The sequence below is a fragment of the Pseudonocardia ailaonensis genome, assembly GCF_039531635.1.
Lineage (GTDB): Bacteria > Actinomycetota > Actinomycetes > Mycobacteriales > Pseudonocardiaceae > Pseudonocardia > Pseudonocardia ailaonensis.
In genome coordinates, this window is the sequence record NZ_BAAAQK010000004.1 from 241,359 (window position 1) to 256,635 (window position 15,277).

13 protein-coding genes are annotated in these 15,277 nt (G+C 73.5%); 9 read left to right on the forward strand and 4 right to left on the reverse strand.

The window, feature by feature from the left end; genetic code table 11:
- The first annotated feature begins 64 nt into the window (after positions 1-64).
- From pgeF to ABD324_RS07600, 8 genes are all read left to right on the forward strand, one after another.
- Entirely contained in the window at positions 65-805 is a 741-nt protein-coding gene (gene pgeF / locus ABD324_RS07565) for a peptidoglycan editing factor PgeF (protein WP_425565752.1), read from the forward strand.
- A 345-nt stretch (positions 806-1,150) separates the two neighbouring features.
- A complete protein-coding gene (locus tag ABD324_RS07570) occupies positions 1,151-1,876 on the forward strand; it encodes a YggS family pyridoxal phosphate-dependent enzyme (protein WP_344413889.1) in 726 nt (241 codons plus the stop codon).
- A 54-nt stretch (positions 1,877-1,930) separates the two neighbouring features.
- A complete protein-coding gene (locus tag ABD324_RS07575) occupies positions 1,931-2,695 on the forward strand; it encodes a cell division protein SepF (RefSeq protein ID WP_344413891.1) in 765 nt (254 codons plus the stop codon).
- A gap of 4 nt (positions 2,696-2,699) precedes the next feature.
- Complete coding sequence (locus ABD324_RS07580; RefSeq protein ID WP_344413893.1) at positions 2,700-2,987, forward strand: YggT family protein; 288 nt, start codon at positions 2,700-2,702, stop codon at positions 2,985-2,987.
- A gap of 47 nt (positions 2,988-3,034) precedes the next feature.
- Positions 3,035-3,904: a DivIVA-like cell division protein Wag31 gene (gene wag31 / locus ABD324_RS07585; RefSeq protein WP_344413895.1), complete on the forward strand. Its 870-nt coding sequence runs from the start codon at positions 3,035-3,037 to the stop codon at positions 3,902-3,904.
- A gap of 117 nt (positions 3,905-4,021) precedes the next feature.
- Entirely contained in the window at positions 4,022-5,689 is a 1,668-nt protein-coding gene (locus ABD324_RS07590; RefSeq protein ID WP_344413897.1) for a hypothetical protein, read from the forward strand.
- A gap of 322 nt (positions 5,690-6,011) precedes the next feature.
- The gene (gene ileS, locus ABD324_RS07595; protein WP_344413899.1) at positions 6,012-9,176 is read left to right on the forward strand and encodes an isoleucine--tRNA ligase; all 3,165 of its coding nucleotides are present in this window, start codon (positions 6,012-6,014) and stop codon (positions 9,174-9,176) included.
- Positions 9,177-9,333: 157 nt separating this feature from the next.
- Complete coding sequence (locus ABD324_RS07600; protein WP_344413901.1) at positions 9,334-10,092, forward strand: class I SAM-dependent methyltransferase; 759 nt, start codon at positions 9,334-9,336, stop codon at positions 10,090-10,092.
- A gap of 56 nt (positions 10,093-10,148) precedes the next feature.
- Here the strand turns inward: ABD324_RS07600 and ABD324_RS07605 are convergent, their stop codons facing one another.
- The 4 genes from ABD324_RS07605 to ABD324_RS07620 form a co-directional block, all read right to left on the reverse strand.
- On the reverse strand, positions 10,149-10,919 hold the full coding sequence (locus ABD324_RS07605; RefSeq protein ID WP_344413903.1) for a DUF4097 family beta strand repeat-containing protein: 771 nt from the start codon (positions 10,917-10,919) through the stop codon (positions 10,149-10,151).
- Positions 10,916-11,575, reverse strand: coding sequence for a response regulator (locus ABD324_RS07610; RefSeq protein ID WP_344413905.1), 660 nt, complete (start codon positions 11,573-11,575; stop codon positions 10,916-10,918). The genes ABD324_RS07605 and ABD324_RS07610 overlap by 4 nt, the downstream gene beginning before the upstream one ends.
- Before the next feature lie 37 nt (positions 11,576-11,612).
- On the reverse strand, positions 11,613-12,851 hold the full coding sequence (locus tag ABD324_RS07615) for a sensor histidine kinase (protein WP_344413907.1): 1,239 nt from the start codon (positions 12,849-12,851) through the stop codon (positions 11,613-11,615).
- Positions 12,852-13,013: 162 nt separating this feature from the next.
- Positions 13,014-13,682 carry a CPBP family glutamic-type intramembrane protease gene (locus ABD324_RS07620; protein ID WP_344413909.1) on the reverse strand — a complete coding sequence of 223 codons (669 nt, stop codon included), beginning with the start codon at positions 13,680-13,682 and terminating at the stop codon, positions 13,014-13,016.
- 83 nt (positions 13,683-13,765) lie between these two features.
- Between ABD324_RS07620 and ABD324_RS07625 the strand changes: the two genes are divergently transcribed.
- On the forward strand, positions 13,766-15,274 hold the full coding sequence (locus tag ABD324_RS07625) for a potassium/proton antiporter (protein WP_344413911.1): 1,509 nt from the start codon (positions 13,766-13,768) through the stop codon (positions 15,272-15,274).
- The last annotated feature ends 3 nt before the right edge of the window (positions 15,275-15,277 follow it).

A 15,277-nucleotide genomic window follows, 5' to 3' on the forward strand; every position in this document is an offset into this window, starting at 1 on the left:
GTGCGAGCGACTCGCACCGGGGCGCCGTTCTCGTGTCGGGCGGCGGATCCCTCCGGTGGGCCCGATGGATAGGGTCGCCGACGTGGCAGGTCTCCGGGTGCGGCGCGTCCTCACCACCCGCGCGGGCGGACGCTCCTCCGCCCCGTTCGACTCCTTCAACCTCTCCCGAGGCGTCGGGGACGATCCGGCGAACGTCGATGCCAACCGCTACCGCCTCACGCGCGAGCTCGGGCTGCGCGGCACCGTCTTCCTCCACCAGGTGCACGGCACGCGGGTCGCGACCGTCGAGGAGCCGCCGAGACGCAGCGCGCCGGACATCGCGGAGACCGACGCCGTCGTCACCGCGAGCCCCGGCATCGGCCTGGCGGTCCTCGCCGCCGACTGCACTCCCGTGCTGCTCTCCGATTCCCGCGCCGGCGTGATCGGCGCGGCCCACGCGGGCCGGGTCGGGGCGGCGGACGGCGTCGTCCCGGCGACCGTCGCGGCGATGCAGGATCTCGGGGCGCAGCTCGCGGACATCGAGGTGCTGCTCGGGCCGGCCGTCTGCGGGCTCTGCTACGAGGTCCCCGCCGCCATGCGTGCCGAGGTCGACGCCCGGCTGCCCGGCAGCGCCGCCACCACCCGGTCCCGCACCCCGTCCCTGGACGTCCGTGCGGGCCTGTACCGGCAGCTCCGCGACCTCGGGGTGACGAAGGTGGGTGCGGACCCCCGCTGCACCTACGAGTCCCGGGAGCTGTTCAGCCACCGCCGGGACGGCCCCCGTACCGGACGCCTCGCCGGCGTGGTCTGGCTCGACGCGAGCTGAAGATCCTTCCGGTCGTCACTCCAGCGTCGCCCGCCCGCGCCCACGTCACGCTCGGATCGATCACGGTCGCGGTGATCGTTGTGGGGGTGACAGGAGCGCGATGCCACCCGTACCCCGGTCCCGCTCGCGGCGATCATGGGCGCGCTTCCGCGCGAGAGTGACCTCACCGCTGCGTGCGCGACCCCTGCGTCACGCTCGTGGGGATCATGAGCCCGGTGATCGGTGCGAGGGTCACGTGGGTGAGGACGCGGCAGCGCTGCTGTCGCACTCGGATCGATCACGGGTCGGACTACCGCCGCGCGGCGGGGCGGATGGTGCGCGGCCGCTTCCGTAGGGTCGGATCCCGTGAGTGCCACCCCCGAACGCCGTGCCGAGCTCGAGACGCGCCTCGCGCAGGTGCGGGAACGGCTCGCGGCGGCCTGCGCCGCGGCCGGCCGGGGGGCCGACGAGGTCGAGCTCATGGCCGTCACCAAGTACATGCCGGCGACGGACGTGGCGGCGCTCGCGGACCTCGGGGTACGGGCGTTCGGCGAGAGCCGGGCGCAGGAGGCGGCCGCCAAGGCCGAGGAGCTCGGGGACGCCCGGATCCGCTGGAACTTCATCGGCGGGCTGCAGCGGAACAAGGCGCGGCTGGTGGTCCCGTGGGTGACACGGGTCGAGAGCGTCGACTCGCCCCGGCTGGCCGCGGCGCTCGACAGGACGGTGCTCCAGGCGCTCGACGCGGGGGAGCGCACGGCGCCGCTGGACGTCCTGGTCCAGTACAGCGTCGACGGTGACCCGGCCCGCGGCGGCGTGCCGGCGGACGGCCTACTCGACCTCGCGTCGCAGGTCACGCAGGCGCGCGGGCTCGTCCTCCGGGGGTTGATGAGCGTGGCCCCTCTGGGTGCGGACGCCGAGAGGGCGTTTGCGGCGATCGAGGCGGCGGGTAATCGGCTGCGCGCCGAGCACCCCGACGCCGCGGTCCTGTCGGCCGGGATGAGCGGCGACCTGGAGGTGGCGATCCGTCACGGTTCGACGGTCGCGCGTGTCGGAACGGCCCTTGTGGGGGACCGGCGGTTAACCTCCCGGTGATCGGTCCTCCGCGGGGGCGGTGGGCCGGATCGATCGCGACGATTGGGGCGACGGATGAGCGCGATGTACCGGCTCAAGGCCTACTTCGGCATGGTGCCCGCCGAGGAGATGGACTACGCCGACGAGCCGGAGTCCTTCGCCGATCCGCGCCGCGCGCGCACCGTGGGGGCCGCCGTCCGCGAGCGGGACGACCGCTGGTCGGACCCGGACGACCGCTTCGACGACGGGTTGGCAACCCGTGACGACTACAGCGAGTACGAAAACGCCCGTGGATCGCGTCTCTCCGCGTCCGACGACCGTTCCGCCGCGGACTGGAATCGCCGGTCGCCGCGCGAAGGCGCCCGCCCGGCGCGGGTTCCGGCGGCCGCTCTGCGCACCTCGGGGGGCATGTCGGCCGGTCTCGGCGGCGGTTCCGGCATCTCGGCGCCGACCGTCCGCGGGGCCCTCGCGGTGAACCGGGACGAGCCGGTCCTGAGGCCCGCCCCGGAGCCGGTCGCGCCCGCCGCGCTGCCCGAGCAGCGCGACCGCGGGGCCATGGCGCTCTCGCGCATCACGACACTGCAGCCGAAGAGCTTCACCGAGGCCCGCACGATCGGCGAGCGCTTCCGCGACGGCATCCCGGTGATCATGAACCTGACCGAGCTCGACGAGGCCGCCGCACGGCGCCTGGTGGACTTCGCCGCAGGTCTGGCCTTCGCGTTGCGCGGCGACATCGACAAGGTGACCAGCCGGGTGTTCCTTCTCACCCCGGCTGACGTCGAGGTCTCGGCGGACGACGCGCGGAGGCTCGCAGAGCGGGGCCTCTTCCGTCAGGATTGAGCACGTGCCGATCGCCGTGCAGTTCGTGATCTATTACATCCTGTTCCTCTTCTGGCTCCTGCTCGTCGCGCGGATCGTGGTCGAGCTGGTGCACTCGTTCGCCCGCGAGTGGGTGCCGGGTGGGCGGCCGGCCGCGGCGCTCGAGATGGTGTTCAGCGTCACCGACCCGCCCGTGAAGTTGTTGCGGAGAGTGATCCCCGTCGTCCGCATCGGCGGCGTCGGACTGGACCTCTCGATTATGGTTCTCCTCCTGGTGGTGTTCATACTGATGAGCGTTGCCAGACCGGTGTGAGCCCCAGTCACCCGGTTTTGCCGCCGAGGAGTGCATGAGGTGATCCGATGCCGCTGACACCAGCCGACGTTCACAACGTCGCGTTCAGCAAGCCCCCGATCGGTAAGCGGGGTTACAACGAGGACGAGGTCGACGCGTTCCTCGACCTGGTCGAGGCCGAGCTGGCCCGACTGATCGAGGAGAACGACGACCTGCGCGAGCAGGTCTCGCAGCTCGAGCAGCGTCTCGGGAACGCCGAGGCGGACCTGGAGGAGGCGCGTTCGCGTCCCCAGCAGGCCGCCATGGCGCCGCCCCCGCCGCCGACGCAGCAGATGCGCCCGGTGGAGACCGCTCCGCCGCCCCGTCAGGTCGAGCCCCAGCGACCGATGGCCGCGATGAACGACGGCGGCGACATGGGCGGTGGGGACCACCACGTCCAGGCCGCCAAGGTCCTGGGCCTGGCCCAGGAGATGGCCGACCGGCTCACCGCCGAGGCCAAGAACGAGGCGGACTCGATGCTGGCGGACGCCCGCACCAAGTCCGAGCAGCTCCTGTCCGAGGCCCGGACCAAGTCCGACGGTCTCGTGAACGACGCCCGCGCCCGCGCCGAGACCATGCTCAACGACGCGCGGACCCGCGCCGAGACCCTCGAGCGGCAGAGCCGTGACAAGGCGTCGACGCTGGTCAGCGAGGCGGAGCGCAAGCAGACCGAGATCATCGGCACCATCACCCGCGACAAGTCGGTGCTGGAAAAGAAGATCGACGAGCTGCGGACCTTCGAGCGCGAGTACCGCACCCGGCTCAAGACCTATCTCGAGTCGCAGCTGCGTGACCTCGACGGGAGGGGCTCTGCGGCCCCGTCCGAGGCCCCCCGGGCGAACCCGAACGGCGGCTACGCGGCCACCGGGTACGGTCAGCGGGCCGACGCGGGCAGCTGACGCCCGCGTCCGAGAAGACCGGCGGGACTGAGCACCTCGGTGGCCGGGGCGCCCACACGGGCGCTCCGGAGCCGTACGGGCGACGCCCGCACCGCGACACCGCACACGGGGTGAATCGTGCTGCTGCTGGTACTCGTTCTCGTCCTGATCGCCTTCGGCCTGCTGGTGGTGGCGCTGCTGACCGGCAGCGTCCTCTGGGCCTGGGTGTCGGTCGCCGTCTCCGTGGCGGCTGCCGCGTCGCTGCTCGTCGACTGGCTGCAACGCCGGTCGGCGGTCAAGGCGGGCTCCGGCGCCGAGCCGCAGGCCCAGGCCTCGCCGCCACCGTCCGGGCCGCTCCCGACCGGTGGGGGCGCACCGGGTGCACCGCCTTACGGCGGCTACCGCGGCCTGGCTGACATCGAGCCGGTGACCGAGGTGCTCCCGGTCGTCGGGGGCGCCGCGGGTGCTCCCGCACCGGCGGTCCCGGCTGCTGCGGCGCCTGCTGCCGAGGAGGCCCCGTCGTCCGCGTCGGACGCCGAGGCGACCTCCGTCATGCCCCGGCTCGGACCGTCCGGCTCAGACGGGCAACCGCCCGGCGCTACGGAGAGCGACACTCGATCGAGCGAATCTTCGTCACACACAGTGACGAGTGACCATGATCATAACAACCTCGGCGGGCGGGTCGAGTCCTCCTCGCCGAAGGGTGCCGCGCTCTTCGCGGCCGGAGCCGGCGCAGTCGCGGCCGGAGCCGGTGCGGTGGCGGCCGGCGGGCAGCACGACCACGAGCACGACAGCGCACGGGACGCAGCGCCGGCGGAGGCGCCGGAGCGCCCGTCGGCGGACAAGAGCGACGCGAAGGCGGACGGCACCCCCGCGGGGGTCGCCACCGCCGCCGCGTCCGGCACCACCCCCGAGACGGCCGGTACCACCGGATCCGGCGGGGCGGGCGGCTCGGCGGCAGCCGGCCCGGCCGGGGACGGTGGTGCCGGCGACCTCGCCCTCGAGGCGAAGTCCGGTGCCCCTGCATCCGCAGGGTCCGCAGGGCCCGCGAGCTCCTCGGTCTCCGCAGCGGCCGAGGAGCCCGCGGGCTCACCCGCACAGCCCGGTGGAGACGCCGAGCGCACCACGGCGGTCGCCGCCGCGGTGTCCGGGCCGCGGGGATCCGACGCTTCCGGTTCCGAGGACGCGGCCGACCGGGCCGGCGGCAGGGGCACGGTCGGGGGCACGGGCGGGGGCACGGACGAGAGCGCCGACGAGAGCGAGGCCCACGCCGTCCCGGGCCGGGGCGACAACGGCAGGCCCGCCGCCGACGGGCAGTCCGGGAACGGGTCCGGCCCGGCGCAGGCCGAGCAGCCGGCCGCCACGGCCTCGGGAGTCCCGCAGGCCGGAGCCGCGTCGGCCCCCGGGTCCCTGGACGGCCCGACCGTCGCCACGACCGCGGCCGGCGCCGCGGCAGCCGGAGCGGCGAGTGCCGCGCAGCACCCCGACTCCGAGCGGGCCGACCAGCTGGGCCAGGCCTCGCAGGACCAGGGTCAGCCCGGCGGCTTCGCGCCCCCCGGCCCCCACGGCGAACCGCCGGAGGAGTCCCGGGACGCCGCCGCCGCGGCACTGGTCTCGGAGCTGGACGACGAGGTCGTCGTCGTCGACGAGCAGCCCCGCTACCACCTGGGCAGCTGCCGTTCGCTGCCCGGCCGCGCCGTGATCCCGCTCCCGGCCAAGGAGGCCGTCGAGCTGGGCTTCACCCCCTGCGGCTGGTGCACCCCGGACCGCACCCTGGCGAGCCGCCACCACAGCGCCGCCCGCTGACCCCACTCGCGTTATGGAGCCACAACTGTCGTTTCGAGGCCTCGAAACGACAGTTGTGGCTCCATAACGCGGAGATGGGGGCGGGAATATTCGGGCGCGGTCGCGCGCTACGCTTGCGCACACAGGCACCGATCCGGCCATCACCGGGGAGCCTCCGGAAGAAACCCCGTGCGAGCGGGGGAGTAGAGCCGGACGGGTGCGGCCCGTCAACGCCGCAGAACGAGAGGCCCGGGTGACCGGGCAAGCGGGGTGGTACCGCGGCTCGGCATGATCGAGTCGTCCCCGTGCAGGCACGAGCACACGCCGGCACGAGGAGCACACGATGAGCTACCCGCAGGTCCCCGCCCACCCGTCGTTCCCGAACCTGGAACGCGAGGTCCTCAAGACCTGGGAGGCCGACGACACGTTCGTCGCCTCCGTCGAGAACCGCCCGGCCGGCGAGAACGGCAGCAACGAGTTCGTCTTCTACGACGGCCCGCCCTTCGCCAACGGCCTCCCGCACTACGGCCACCTGCTCACGGGCTACGTCAAGGACGTCGTCCCGCGCTACCAGACCATGCGCGGCAAGCACGTCGAGCGCCGCTTCGGCTGGGACACCCACGGCCTGCCCGCCGAGGTCGAGGCCGAGCGCCAGCTCGGGATCACGCACAAGTCCGAGATCGTCGAGATGGGCATCGCGCAGTTCAACGAGGCCTGCAAGACCTCGGTGCTGCGCTACACCGGCGAGTGGCGGGACTACGTCACCCGCCAGGCCCGCTGGGTCGACTTCGACCACGACTACAAGACGCTCGACCTGGACTACATGGAATCCGTCATGTGGGCCTTCAAGACCTTGTGGGACAAGGGATTGGTCTACGCCGGGTTCCGCGTCATGTGGTACTGCTGGCGCTGCGAGACCCCGCTGTCGAACTCCGAGACCCGCCTCGACGACGTCTACCGCGAGCGCCAGGACCCGGCCGTCACGGTCGGTCTGCGGCTGCAGTCGGAGGACCCGGAGCTGAACGACGCGCTCGCCCTGATCTGGACGACGACGCCGTGGACGCTGCCGTCCAACCTCGCCATGGCCGTCAACGAGGGGGTCGAGTACTCCCTGCTGAGCGTCGAGGGGGAGAAGTACCTCCTCGCGTCCGCCCGCGTGGGCGCGTACGCCCGGGAGCTGGGCGAGGAGCCGCAGGTCCTGCGCACCTACGTCGGACGTGAGCTGCTCGGCACCCGCTACACCCCGCCGTTCGCCTTCTTCGAGGGCCGGGAGAACGCGCACCGGATCCTCGAGGCGGACTACGTCACCACCGAGGACGGCACCGGGATCGTCCACATCGCCCCCGCCTTCGGTGAGGAGGACAAGGTCGTCACGGACGCGGCGGGCATCGAGGCCGTCGTGCCCGTGGACTCGCGCGGCGAGTTCACCGTCGAGGTGCCGCCCTACGCCGGCCAGCAGGTGTTCGACGCGAACCCGGTGATCATCCGCGACATGAAGGCGGGCGCGGAGCACTTCCACGGCGTCCTGCTCCGCCACGAGACCTACGACCACCCGTACCCGCACTGCTGGCGCTGCGGCAACGCGCTCATCCAGCGCGCCGTCGACTCGTGGTTCGTCGCCGTGACGAGCTTCCGGGACCGGATGGTCGAGCTCAACCAGCAGATCAACTGGGTGCCCGGCAACATCAAGGACGGCCAGTTCGGCAAGTGGCTGGAGGGCGCCAAGGACTGGGGCATCTCCCGCAACCGCTTCTGGGGCAGCCCGATCCCGGTGTGGCAGAGCGACGACCCGCGCTACCCGCGCACGGACGTCTACGGCTCCCTCGACGAGCTCGAGCGCGACTTCGGCGTCCGGCTGACGGACCTGCACCGCCCGTACATCGACGAGCTCACGCGTCCCAACCCGGACGACCCCACGGGGCGTTCGACCATGCGCCGGGTCCCGGAGGTCCTGGACTGCTGGTTCGACAGCGGCTCGATGCCCTTCGCCCAGGTGCACTACCCCTTCGACCGTAACTCCTCGGGACACCCGAACCCGGGCCGAGACTGGTTCGAGCACCACTACCCGGGCGACTTCATCGTCGAGTACAACGGCCAGACCCGCGGCTGGTTCTACAACATGCACGTGCTGGCCACGGCGCTGTTCGACCGCCCGGCGTTCGAGAACTGCGTGGCGCACGGCATCGTGCTGGGCGACGACGGCGCGAAGATGTCGAAGTCCCTGCGCAACTACCCGGACGTCAACGAGGTCTTCGACCGCGACGGCTCCGACGCCATGCGGTGGTTCCTCATGGCGAGCCCGATCCTGCGCGGCGGGAACCTGATCGTCACCGAGCAGGGCATCCGCGAGGGCGTCCGGCAGGCGATCCTGCCGCTGTGGAACACCTGGTACTTCCTGTCGCTCTACGCCGGGGCGGCCGGGGTCACCGGGAAGACGTCGACGAGCAGCGCGAACGTCCTGGACCGGTACGTGCTGGCCAAGACGGCGGACCTGGTCGACGGCGTGACCACCGCGCTGGACACCTACGACATCGCCGGAGCCTGCGAGCAGATCCGCGACCACGCCGAGGTGCTCACCAACTGGTACGTCCGGCGCTCCCGGGACCGCTTCTGGGCGGGCGACCAGGAGGCGATCGACACCCTGCACACGGTGCTGGAGGTGACCGCCCGGGTCGCGGCGCCGCTGCTGCCGCTCACCATGGAGCAGCTGTGGCAGGGCCTCACGGGCGGCCGCTCGGTGCATCTGACCGACTGGCCGTCGGCCGAGGAGCTTCCCCACGACGCGGCACTGGTCAGCGCCATGGACCGGGTCCGCCAGGTGGCGAGCGCGGGCCTGTCCCTGCGCAAGGCGCGCAAGCTGCGCGTCCGGCTCCCGCTCGCGTCGATGACGGTCGCGGCCTCGGACGCGGACACCCTCGCGCCCTTCGCCGACGTGCTCCGGGACGAGGTGAACGTCAAGGAGGTCGTGCTGACCACGGACGTCTCGACCTACGGCGAGTTCGAGCTGACCGTCAACGCCCGCGCCTGCGGCCCGCGCCTGGGCAAGGAGACCCAGACCGCGATCAAGGCCGTCAAGGCGGGGGACTGGAAGGCCAACCCGGACGGCACCGTCACGGCGGGCGGGATCACGCTGGTCGAGGGCGAGTTCTCCGAGCGCCTGCAGGCGGCGGACCCGCAGTCCACCGGTGCCCTCCCCGGCAACTCGGGCCTGGTCGTCCTGGACACCGAGGTCACCCCGGAGCTCGGCGCCGAGGGCACCGCCCGCGACGTCGTCCGCGTGGTCCAGCAGGCCCGCCGCGACGCCGGCCTCGACGTGAGCGACCGCATCACCCTCACGATCTCGGCCCCGTCGGCGGTCGAGGCGGCCATCCGCACCCACGAGCAGTTCGTCGCCGCCGAGGTCCTCGCGACCACCGTGAACCACGGCGAGTCGTCGGGCGAGACGGGCTCCGTGATCGACCCCGACGGCAGGCCCGCCGAGGTCACCGTCACCATCACCAAGGCCTGAAACCCCGCGAGTCGGCACTTTCCGTAGGCCGAAACACACGCTGACGACGTGTCGGCAGCGTGTGTTTCAGGCTCCCGAAAGTGCCGACTCGCGGGTTCTCGTGCGCCCGGCGGCCGGTTCGCGGGCGCTCCCACCCGGCGGCGATAAGGTCGTCGCCGTGGGGAGTGCTGCCGAGCGGTGGGCCGGGTTGCAGTCGGGGCGGGGCATCCCGCCGGAGATCCTGGCGCAGGCGCCCCGCAGTCCCTGGGGACATGACCCGGCGGACTTCACCGCCCCCGACGTCCCCGCCGACACCCCCTCCCGCGACGCCGGCCTCGCCCTGCTGGGGGTCTCCGGCACCGTGATCGACGTCGGCTGCGGGGGTGGCGACGCCGCGTTCGCGCTGGTCGGGCCGCTGACCCACGCGACCGGGGTGGACGAGCAGGAGGACATGCTCGAGCTCTTCGAGACCGGTGCCGACATCCGCGGCCTGCCCGCCCGGACCGTCGCCGGCACCTGGCCGGAGGCCGCCGGGGAGGCCGGCGAGGCGGACGTCGTCGTCTCCCATCACGTGCTGCACAACGTGGTCGACCTGCCGCCGTTCCTCACCGCGCTCACCGAGGCGGCGAACCGGGGCGTCGTCGTCGAGATGCTGGCGGAGCACCCGATGGCCTGGCTCGACCCCCTGTGGGGCCGCTTCCACGACCTGCGCCGCCCCGAACCGGCCACTGTGGACGATGCCGTGGCCGTGCTCCGCGAGCTCGGCCTCGATCCCGAGGTGACGACCTGGGACCGGGAGCGCCGACACCCCCACGATCCGGTGTGGGTCACCCGCCGCCTCTGCCTGCCCGCCGAGCGGGAGCCCGAGGTCGCCGAGGCTCTGCGGGACGTCCCGCCCCGCACCGCACAGGCCGCCACCCTCGTCTGGAACCCCTGAAACCCCTTGTGCGCGTGGAACAATGCTCCAGCACTGTGCCACGCGCACGGAGGGCGTCAGAGGGGGCGGAGGGTGACGGTGCCGCCGCCCGTGACGGCGCGCAGGATCGACAGCGAGGCGGGGTCCTGCGGGACCGTGACCTTCCGGTCCCCGAAGCGGCCCGGCTCGGCGTCCACCCGGTAGGCCTGCGAGCCCGGGACCGCGAGGCTGACGTCGCCCACCGCCGTGACCGTCGCCGAGACCGAGTGGGGTGGGACGGTCAGCGTCAGGTCGACGTCACCGCTGATCGAGGCCACGGTGACCGATCCGCTCCGCAGACCGGCGCCCGTGATGTCGCCGTAGGTCGAGCGGGCCGTGACGTCGCCGCTCAGGCCGCTCAGCTCGACGTCGCCCAGGGCCTTGAGGGTGACCGGGCCGGTGAGGTCGCGGACCTTCAGCGAGCCGGCCCCCGCGTCGACGTCCACTGTGAACCCGGCCGGCACCGCGACGGTCCAGCCCACCCGGCAGCTCGCCGCCACCACACCGTCCCGGCAGCGCGAGGCCAGCCGCACGCCCGTGGCCGTCGACTCCCTGGTCAGGACGGGTTCGCGCAGCCCGTAGGCGGCGTCGGTGCGCACGTGGACGTCGCCGTCCGGGCTCGGGACGATCTCGACGTCGCCCTGGTCCGCGTCGAGCTCCAGCCGCGCGACCGCCGAGGTGAGGGTCCGGTCCTCGACGGAGCGGCCGTGGAAGGTCTCGGAGATCAGCTCCGAGACCCCGGCCGTCGCCACGGTGAGGACGAACAGCACGGCGAGGCCGATGAGCCAGGGACTACGGGTCCTCGTCACGACGCCTCCCCGATGCCCGACGACAGGTAGTGCAGCACCGCGAGCACGCGGCGATGGTCCGTGGTCCCAGCGGGCAGCGCGAGCTTGGCGAAAATGCTGGTCACGTGCTTCTCGACGGCACCCTCGCCCACGACGAGCGCCTCGGCGATCCCGGCGTTCGAGCGCCCCTCCGCCATCAGCGCGAGCACCTCGCGCTCCCGTGGCGTGAGCCCCGGATCGGGCCGCCGCGACCGCGCGAACAGCTGGGAGACGACCTCCGGGTCCAGCGCCGTGCCCCCTGCGGCGACGCGGTGGAGCGCCTCGACGAAGCTGTCGACGTCCGCCACCCGGTCCTTGAGCAGGTACCCGAGCCCGCGGGTGCGGCCGGCGAGCAGGTCGGTCGCGTACCGCTCCTCGACGTACTGCGACAGCACGAGCACCGCGACGGCGGGCCAGCGCTCGCGGATCACCAGCGCCGCCCGCAGTCCCTCGTCGGTGTGGGTCGGGGGCATCCGGACGTCGGCGACCACCACGTCCGGCGGGGCGTCCCCGACCGCGCGGAGCAGCTGCTCGCCGTCGGACACCGCGGCGACGACGTCGAACCCGGCCTCGGACAGGAGCCGCTCCAGACCGTGCCGGAGCAGCACCGAGTCCTCGGCGATCATCACGGTGCTCATCTCGCCTCCGCGGGAACGAGTGCGTCGGCGGGGCAGGTCATGCGGGGATCTCCACCGTCAGCACCGTCGGCCCCCCGACGGGGGAGTCCACCGACAGCTGACCGTCCACCCCGGACACCCGGTCCGCCAGTCCCCGCAGCCCGCTGCCGCCCGCCGGGTCGGCGCCGCCCCGCCCGTCGTCGCTCACCGTGATCCACACCGACCCCTCACCGCTGCGGACCCCGACGGCGGCGCGCGAGGCCTGCGCGTGCTTGGCCACGTTGGTCAGCGCCTCGGCCACCACGAAGTACCCGATGGCCTCGACGACGGCGGGCGGCCGGTGTTCCAGCTCGACCGTGAGGTCGACCGGGACGGGGCACCGCGCGGCCACCGCCGACAGCGCGGCGTCCAGGCCCCGGTCCGCGAGCACCGGCGGGGCCAGGCCGCGGATCATCTCCCGCAGGTCGGTGACGGCGTCCTTGGCCTGCTGGTGGGCGTCGTCGAGCAGCGGGCCGATCCCGGTCGGCTCGGTGCGGTACCGCGAGCGGGCTCGGCCGAGGGTCATCGCGAGGGAGACGAGCTGCTGCTGGGTGCCGTCGTGCAGGTCGCGTTCGATCCGGCGCCGCTCGGACTCCGCGGAGTCGACGACCCGGGCCCGGCTGCGCTCGAGCTCCCCGACCCTCGCGGTCAGCGAGCCGGGCACCGGCCCGAGCAGGGCCCGCGCCGCGGCGACGTCCGCGGCCACGAGCCCGCGCACCACCCACGGCACCGCCAGCAGCATCGCCGCCCCGATCGGCGCCATCGCCAGCCGCGCCCCGGCGCCGGAGATGTCGAGGCCGAGGATCGCGCCGTCCGAGGTCGGCAGCATCAGCCCGAGCAGCGGCATCAGCAGCAGCACCACGCCGAGCGTGATCACCCAGTAGACCAGCGACGACGTCACCAGCCCGATCGGGAAGGCCAGGAGCTGGTGCGCGATCCGCCGCCGCACCCCCGGATCGCGCAGCAGCGTGCCCGCGTACGGCAGGAGCCGCCCGCTGCGGGACGGCAGCGGCTCGCCGGCGATCTCCTCGCCGAGCAGCCACCGGTACCGGAGCCGCTCCATCCGGCCGAGCACCTCGGACAGGTGCGCCGCCCCCACCCAGACCGGCACGCCGATCAGGGCCAGCGGGAACAGCACGGCCGAGGCGAGCAGCCAGCAGCCGATCGCGAGGCACGTCGCGAACCCGAACGCGATGTCGAGCAGCAGGTGCGCGGCACCCAGCCAGGTCCGGGGCGCGACGAGCTCCCGAAAGAGCACGGGGCCGACGGGTGGTCGGCCGGTCGGCCCTGTCTGCGCTGTCGGCCCTGTCTGCCCTGGTGGCACCGTGGCGGCGGTCATGCCGGGAACACTAGGGACGTGGAGGTGCCCCGGACATCCGACAGGTCCCCGGGTCCGCCGGGGGGATAACCCCCGGTCGGCTCACAGGAGGGCCCAGGCCGCGACGACGCCGAGGCAGTTGGTCGCGAGATGGGCGAGGGCCGGGGCGGCGAGATGGTCCCCGCCGCGGCGGCGCAGCCAGCACAGGACGACGCCCACGCCGAAGGTGAACAGGACCGCCAGGGCGGCCCGGCCGGCGTCTCCCCAACTGCCGAGCACCGCGCCCACGGCGGCATTCGCGCTGTTCAGGCCCAGCGACGGGATCACGTGCCAGAGCCCGAACAGGGCCGAGGACACGAGCGTCCCGCGCCACCAGCCGCCCCCGGCGAGCGCCGGCAGCACCCCGCGGAACGCGACCTCCTCCAGCAGCACCGTGCCGAACGGGATCCGCAGCAGCGCCGCGTAGAGCAGCGCCCCGACCGAGCCCGCCGCCCGGGTGTCGACGAACGCGGCGCGCGTCGCGGGGAACGCCAGCGCGAGCCCGTACCCGGCGGCGACCACGAGCACGGCCACCCCGCCGACGGCCAGGCCGCGGCCGGGGTTCCCGCCGAGCCCGACATCGGCGAGGGACAGACCGGACAGACGGGCGATCAGGAGCAGAAGGGCCGTGACGAGGACGTTCCAGGGCACCACCCACGCCGGCCAGACGAGGGTGACCAGCAGGTTCGTCGCCACCAGGAGGGCGACGGCCGCGATCGCTCCCCGAGCCACGCACACATCCTTCCCGATGATCGTGCCCACCCCTTGACGGCCCCTCCGACCTGCGCCGATACCCTCATCCGGAGGGGGTGGCGATGAGTCTGGAGCTTCTGCTCGGCGGAGTCGCCGCGATCTTGCTGATCGGCGTGCTCGCGGTCCGGGTGTCGGTCCGCCTCGGCCTGCCCTCGCTGCTGCTCTATCTCGCCATCGGGATGCTGCTCGGCGAGGCCGTGCTCGGGTTCCAGTTCTCCGACGCCCGGCTCACCGAGAACCTGGGGCTCGCCGCGCTCGTCCTGATCCTGGTCGAGGGTGGGCTGACCACGCGCTGGCAGGCGGTCCGGCCGTCCCTCGGCATCGGGATCGGGTTGTCGACGATCGCGGTCGTCGTCAGCATCGCGGTCGCCGGCACCGGGCTGCACTTCCTGCTGGACCTGGAGTGGCGCACCGCGTTGCTGTGGGGCGCGGTCCTCTCCTCGACGGACGCCGCCGCCGTCTTCAGCGTGCTGCGCGGGGTCGGGGTCTCGCCGCGGCTGGCCGGGGCGCTCGAGCTCGAGTCCGGCATGAACGACGCCCCGGTCGTCCTCGCCGTCCTGCTCCTCGCGTCCACGGATCCGTTGACCTGGGTGACGCCGCTGCTGGTGGTCTACGAGCTGGTCGCGGGCGCGGTGATCGGACTGGCGCTCGGGTTCGGCGGCGCCTGGGCGCTCCGGCGCGCCGCGCTGCCGTCCACCGGCCTCTATCCGCTGGCCGCGCTGGCCGTGTGCGTGCTCGGGTTCGCCGGCGGGCAGTTCGCGCACGCGTCCGGGCTCCTGGCGACCTACGTCTGCGCGCTGGTGCTGGGCAACTCCAGGCTGCCGCACCGCGGGGGCGTGCTGTCGTTCGCCGAGGGCACGGGCTGGCTCGCCCAGATCGGGCTGTTCGTGCTGCTCGGGCTGTACGCGAGCCCCATGCGGCTGCTCGACGCGATCATCCCGGCCCTGATCGCCGCCGGCGTGCTGCTGGTGCTGGCCCGGCCCCTGTCGGTGATGGCCGCGGCCCTGCCGTTCCGGATGCCGTGGCGGGAACAGGCGTTCCTGTCCTGGTCCGGGCTGCGCGGGGCGGTGCCCATCGTGCTCGCGCTGATCGCCCTGGTGGAGGGCGCGCCCGGGGCGTCGCACCTGGTCGACGTCGTGTTCGTGCTCGTCGTGATCCTCACCCTGCTGCAGGGCACGACCCTGCCCTGGGTGGCCCGCAGGCTGGGGGTGGCGCGGCAGGCGGAGGCCAAGGAGGTCGAGGTCGACGCCGCGCCCCTCGACGAGCTCGGCGCGGACCTCCTGCAGGTCCGGATCCCCGAGGGCTCCCGGCTGCGCGGGGTCTACCTGCGCGAGCTTCGGCTGCCGATCGGCGCGACCGTCAGCCTCGTGGTGCGCGACGAGAAGGCCTTCACCCCCAACGGAGAGACCCGGCTGCGGGAGAACGACCAGCTGCTCGTCGTGGCCACCGCCGAGGCGCGGGACCGGGCGGAGGAACGGCTGCGGGCCGTCGACCGCGGGGGTGCGCTCGTGCGGTGGCGGGACGCGGACCCCGATCCCCGTTCGCGGCGTGGTGAGCCGGGGCCCGCATAATCA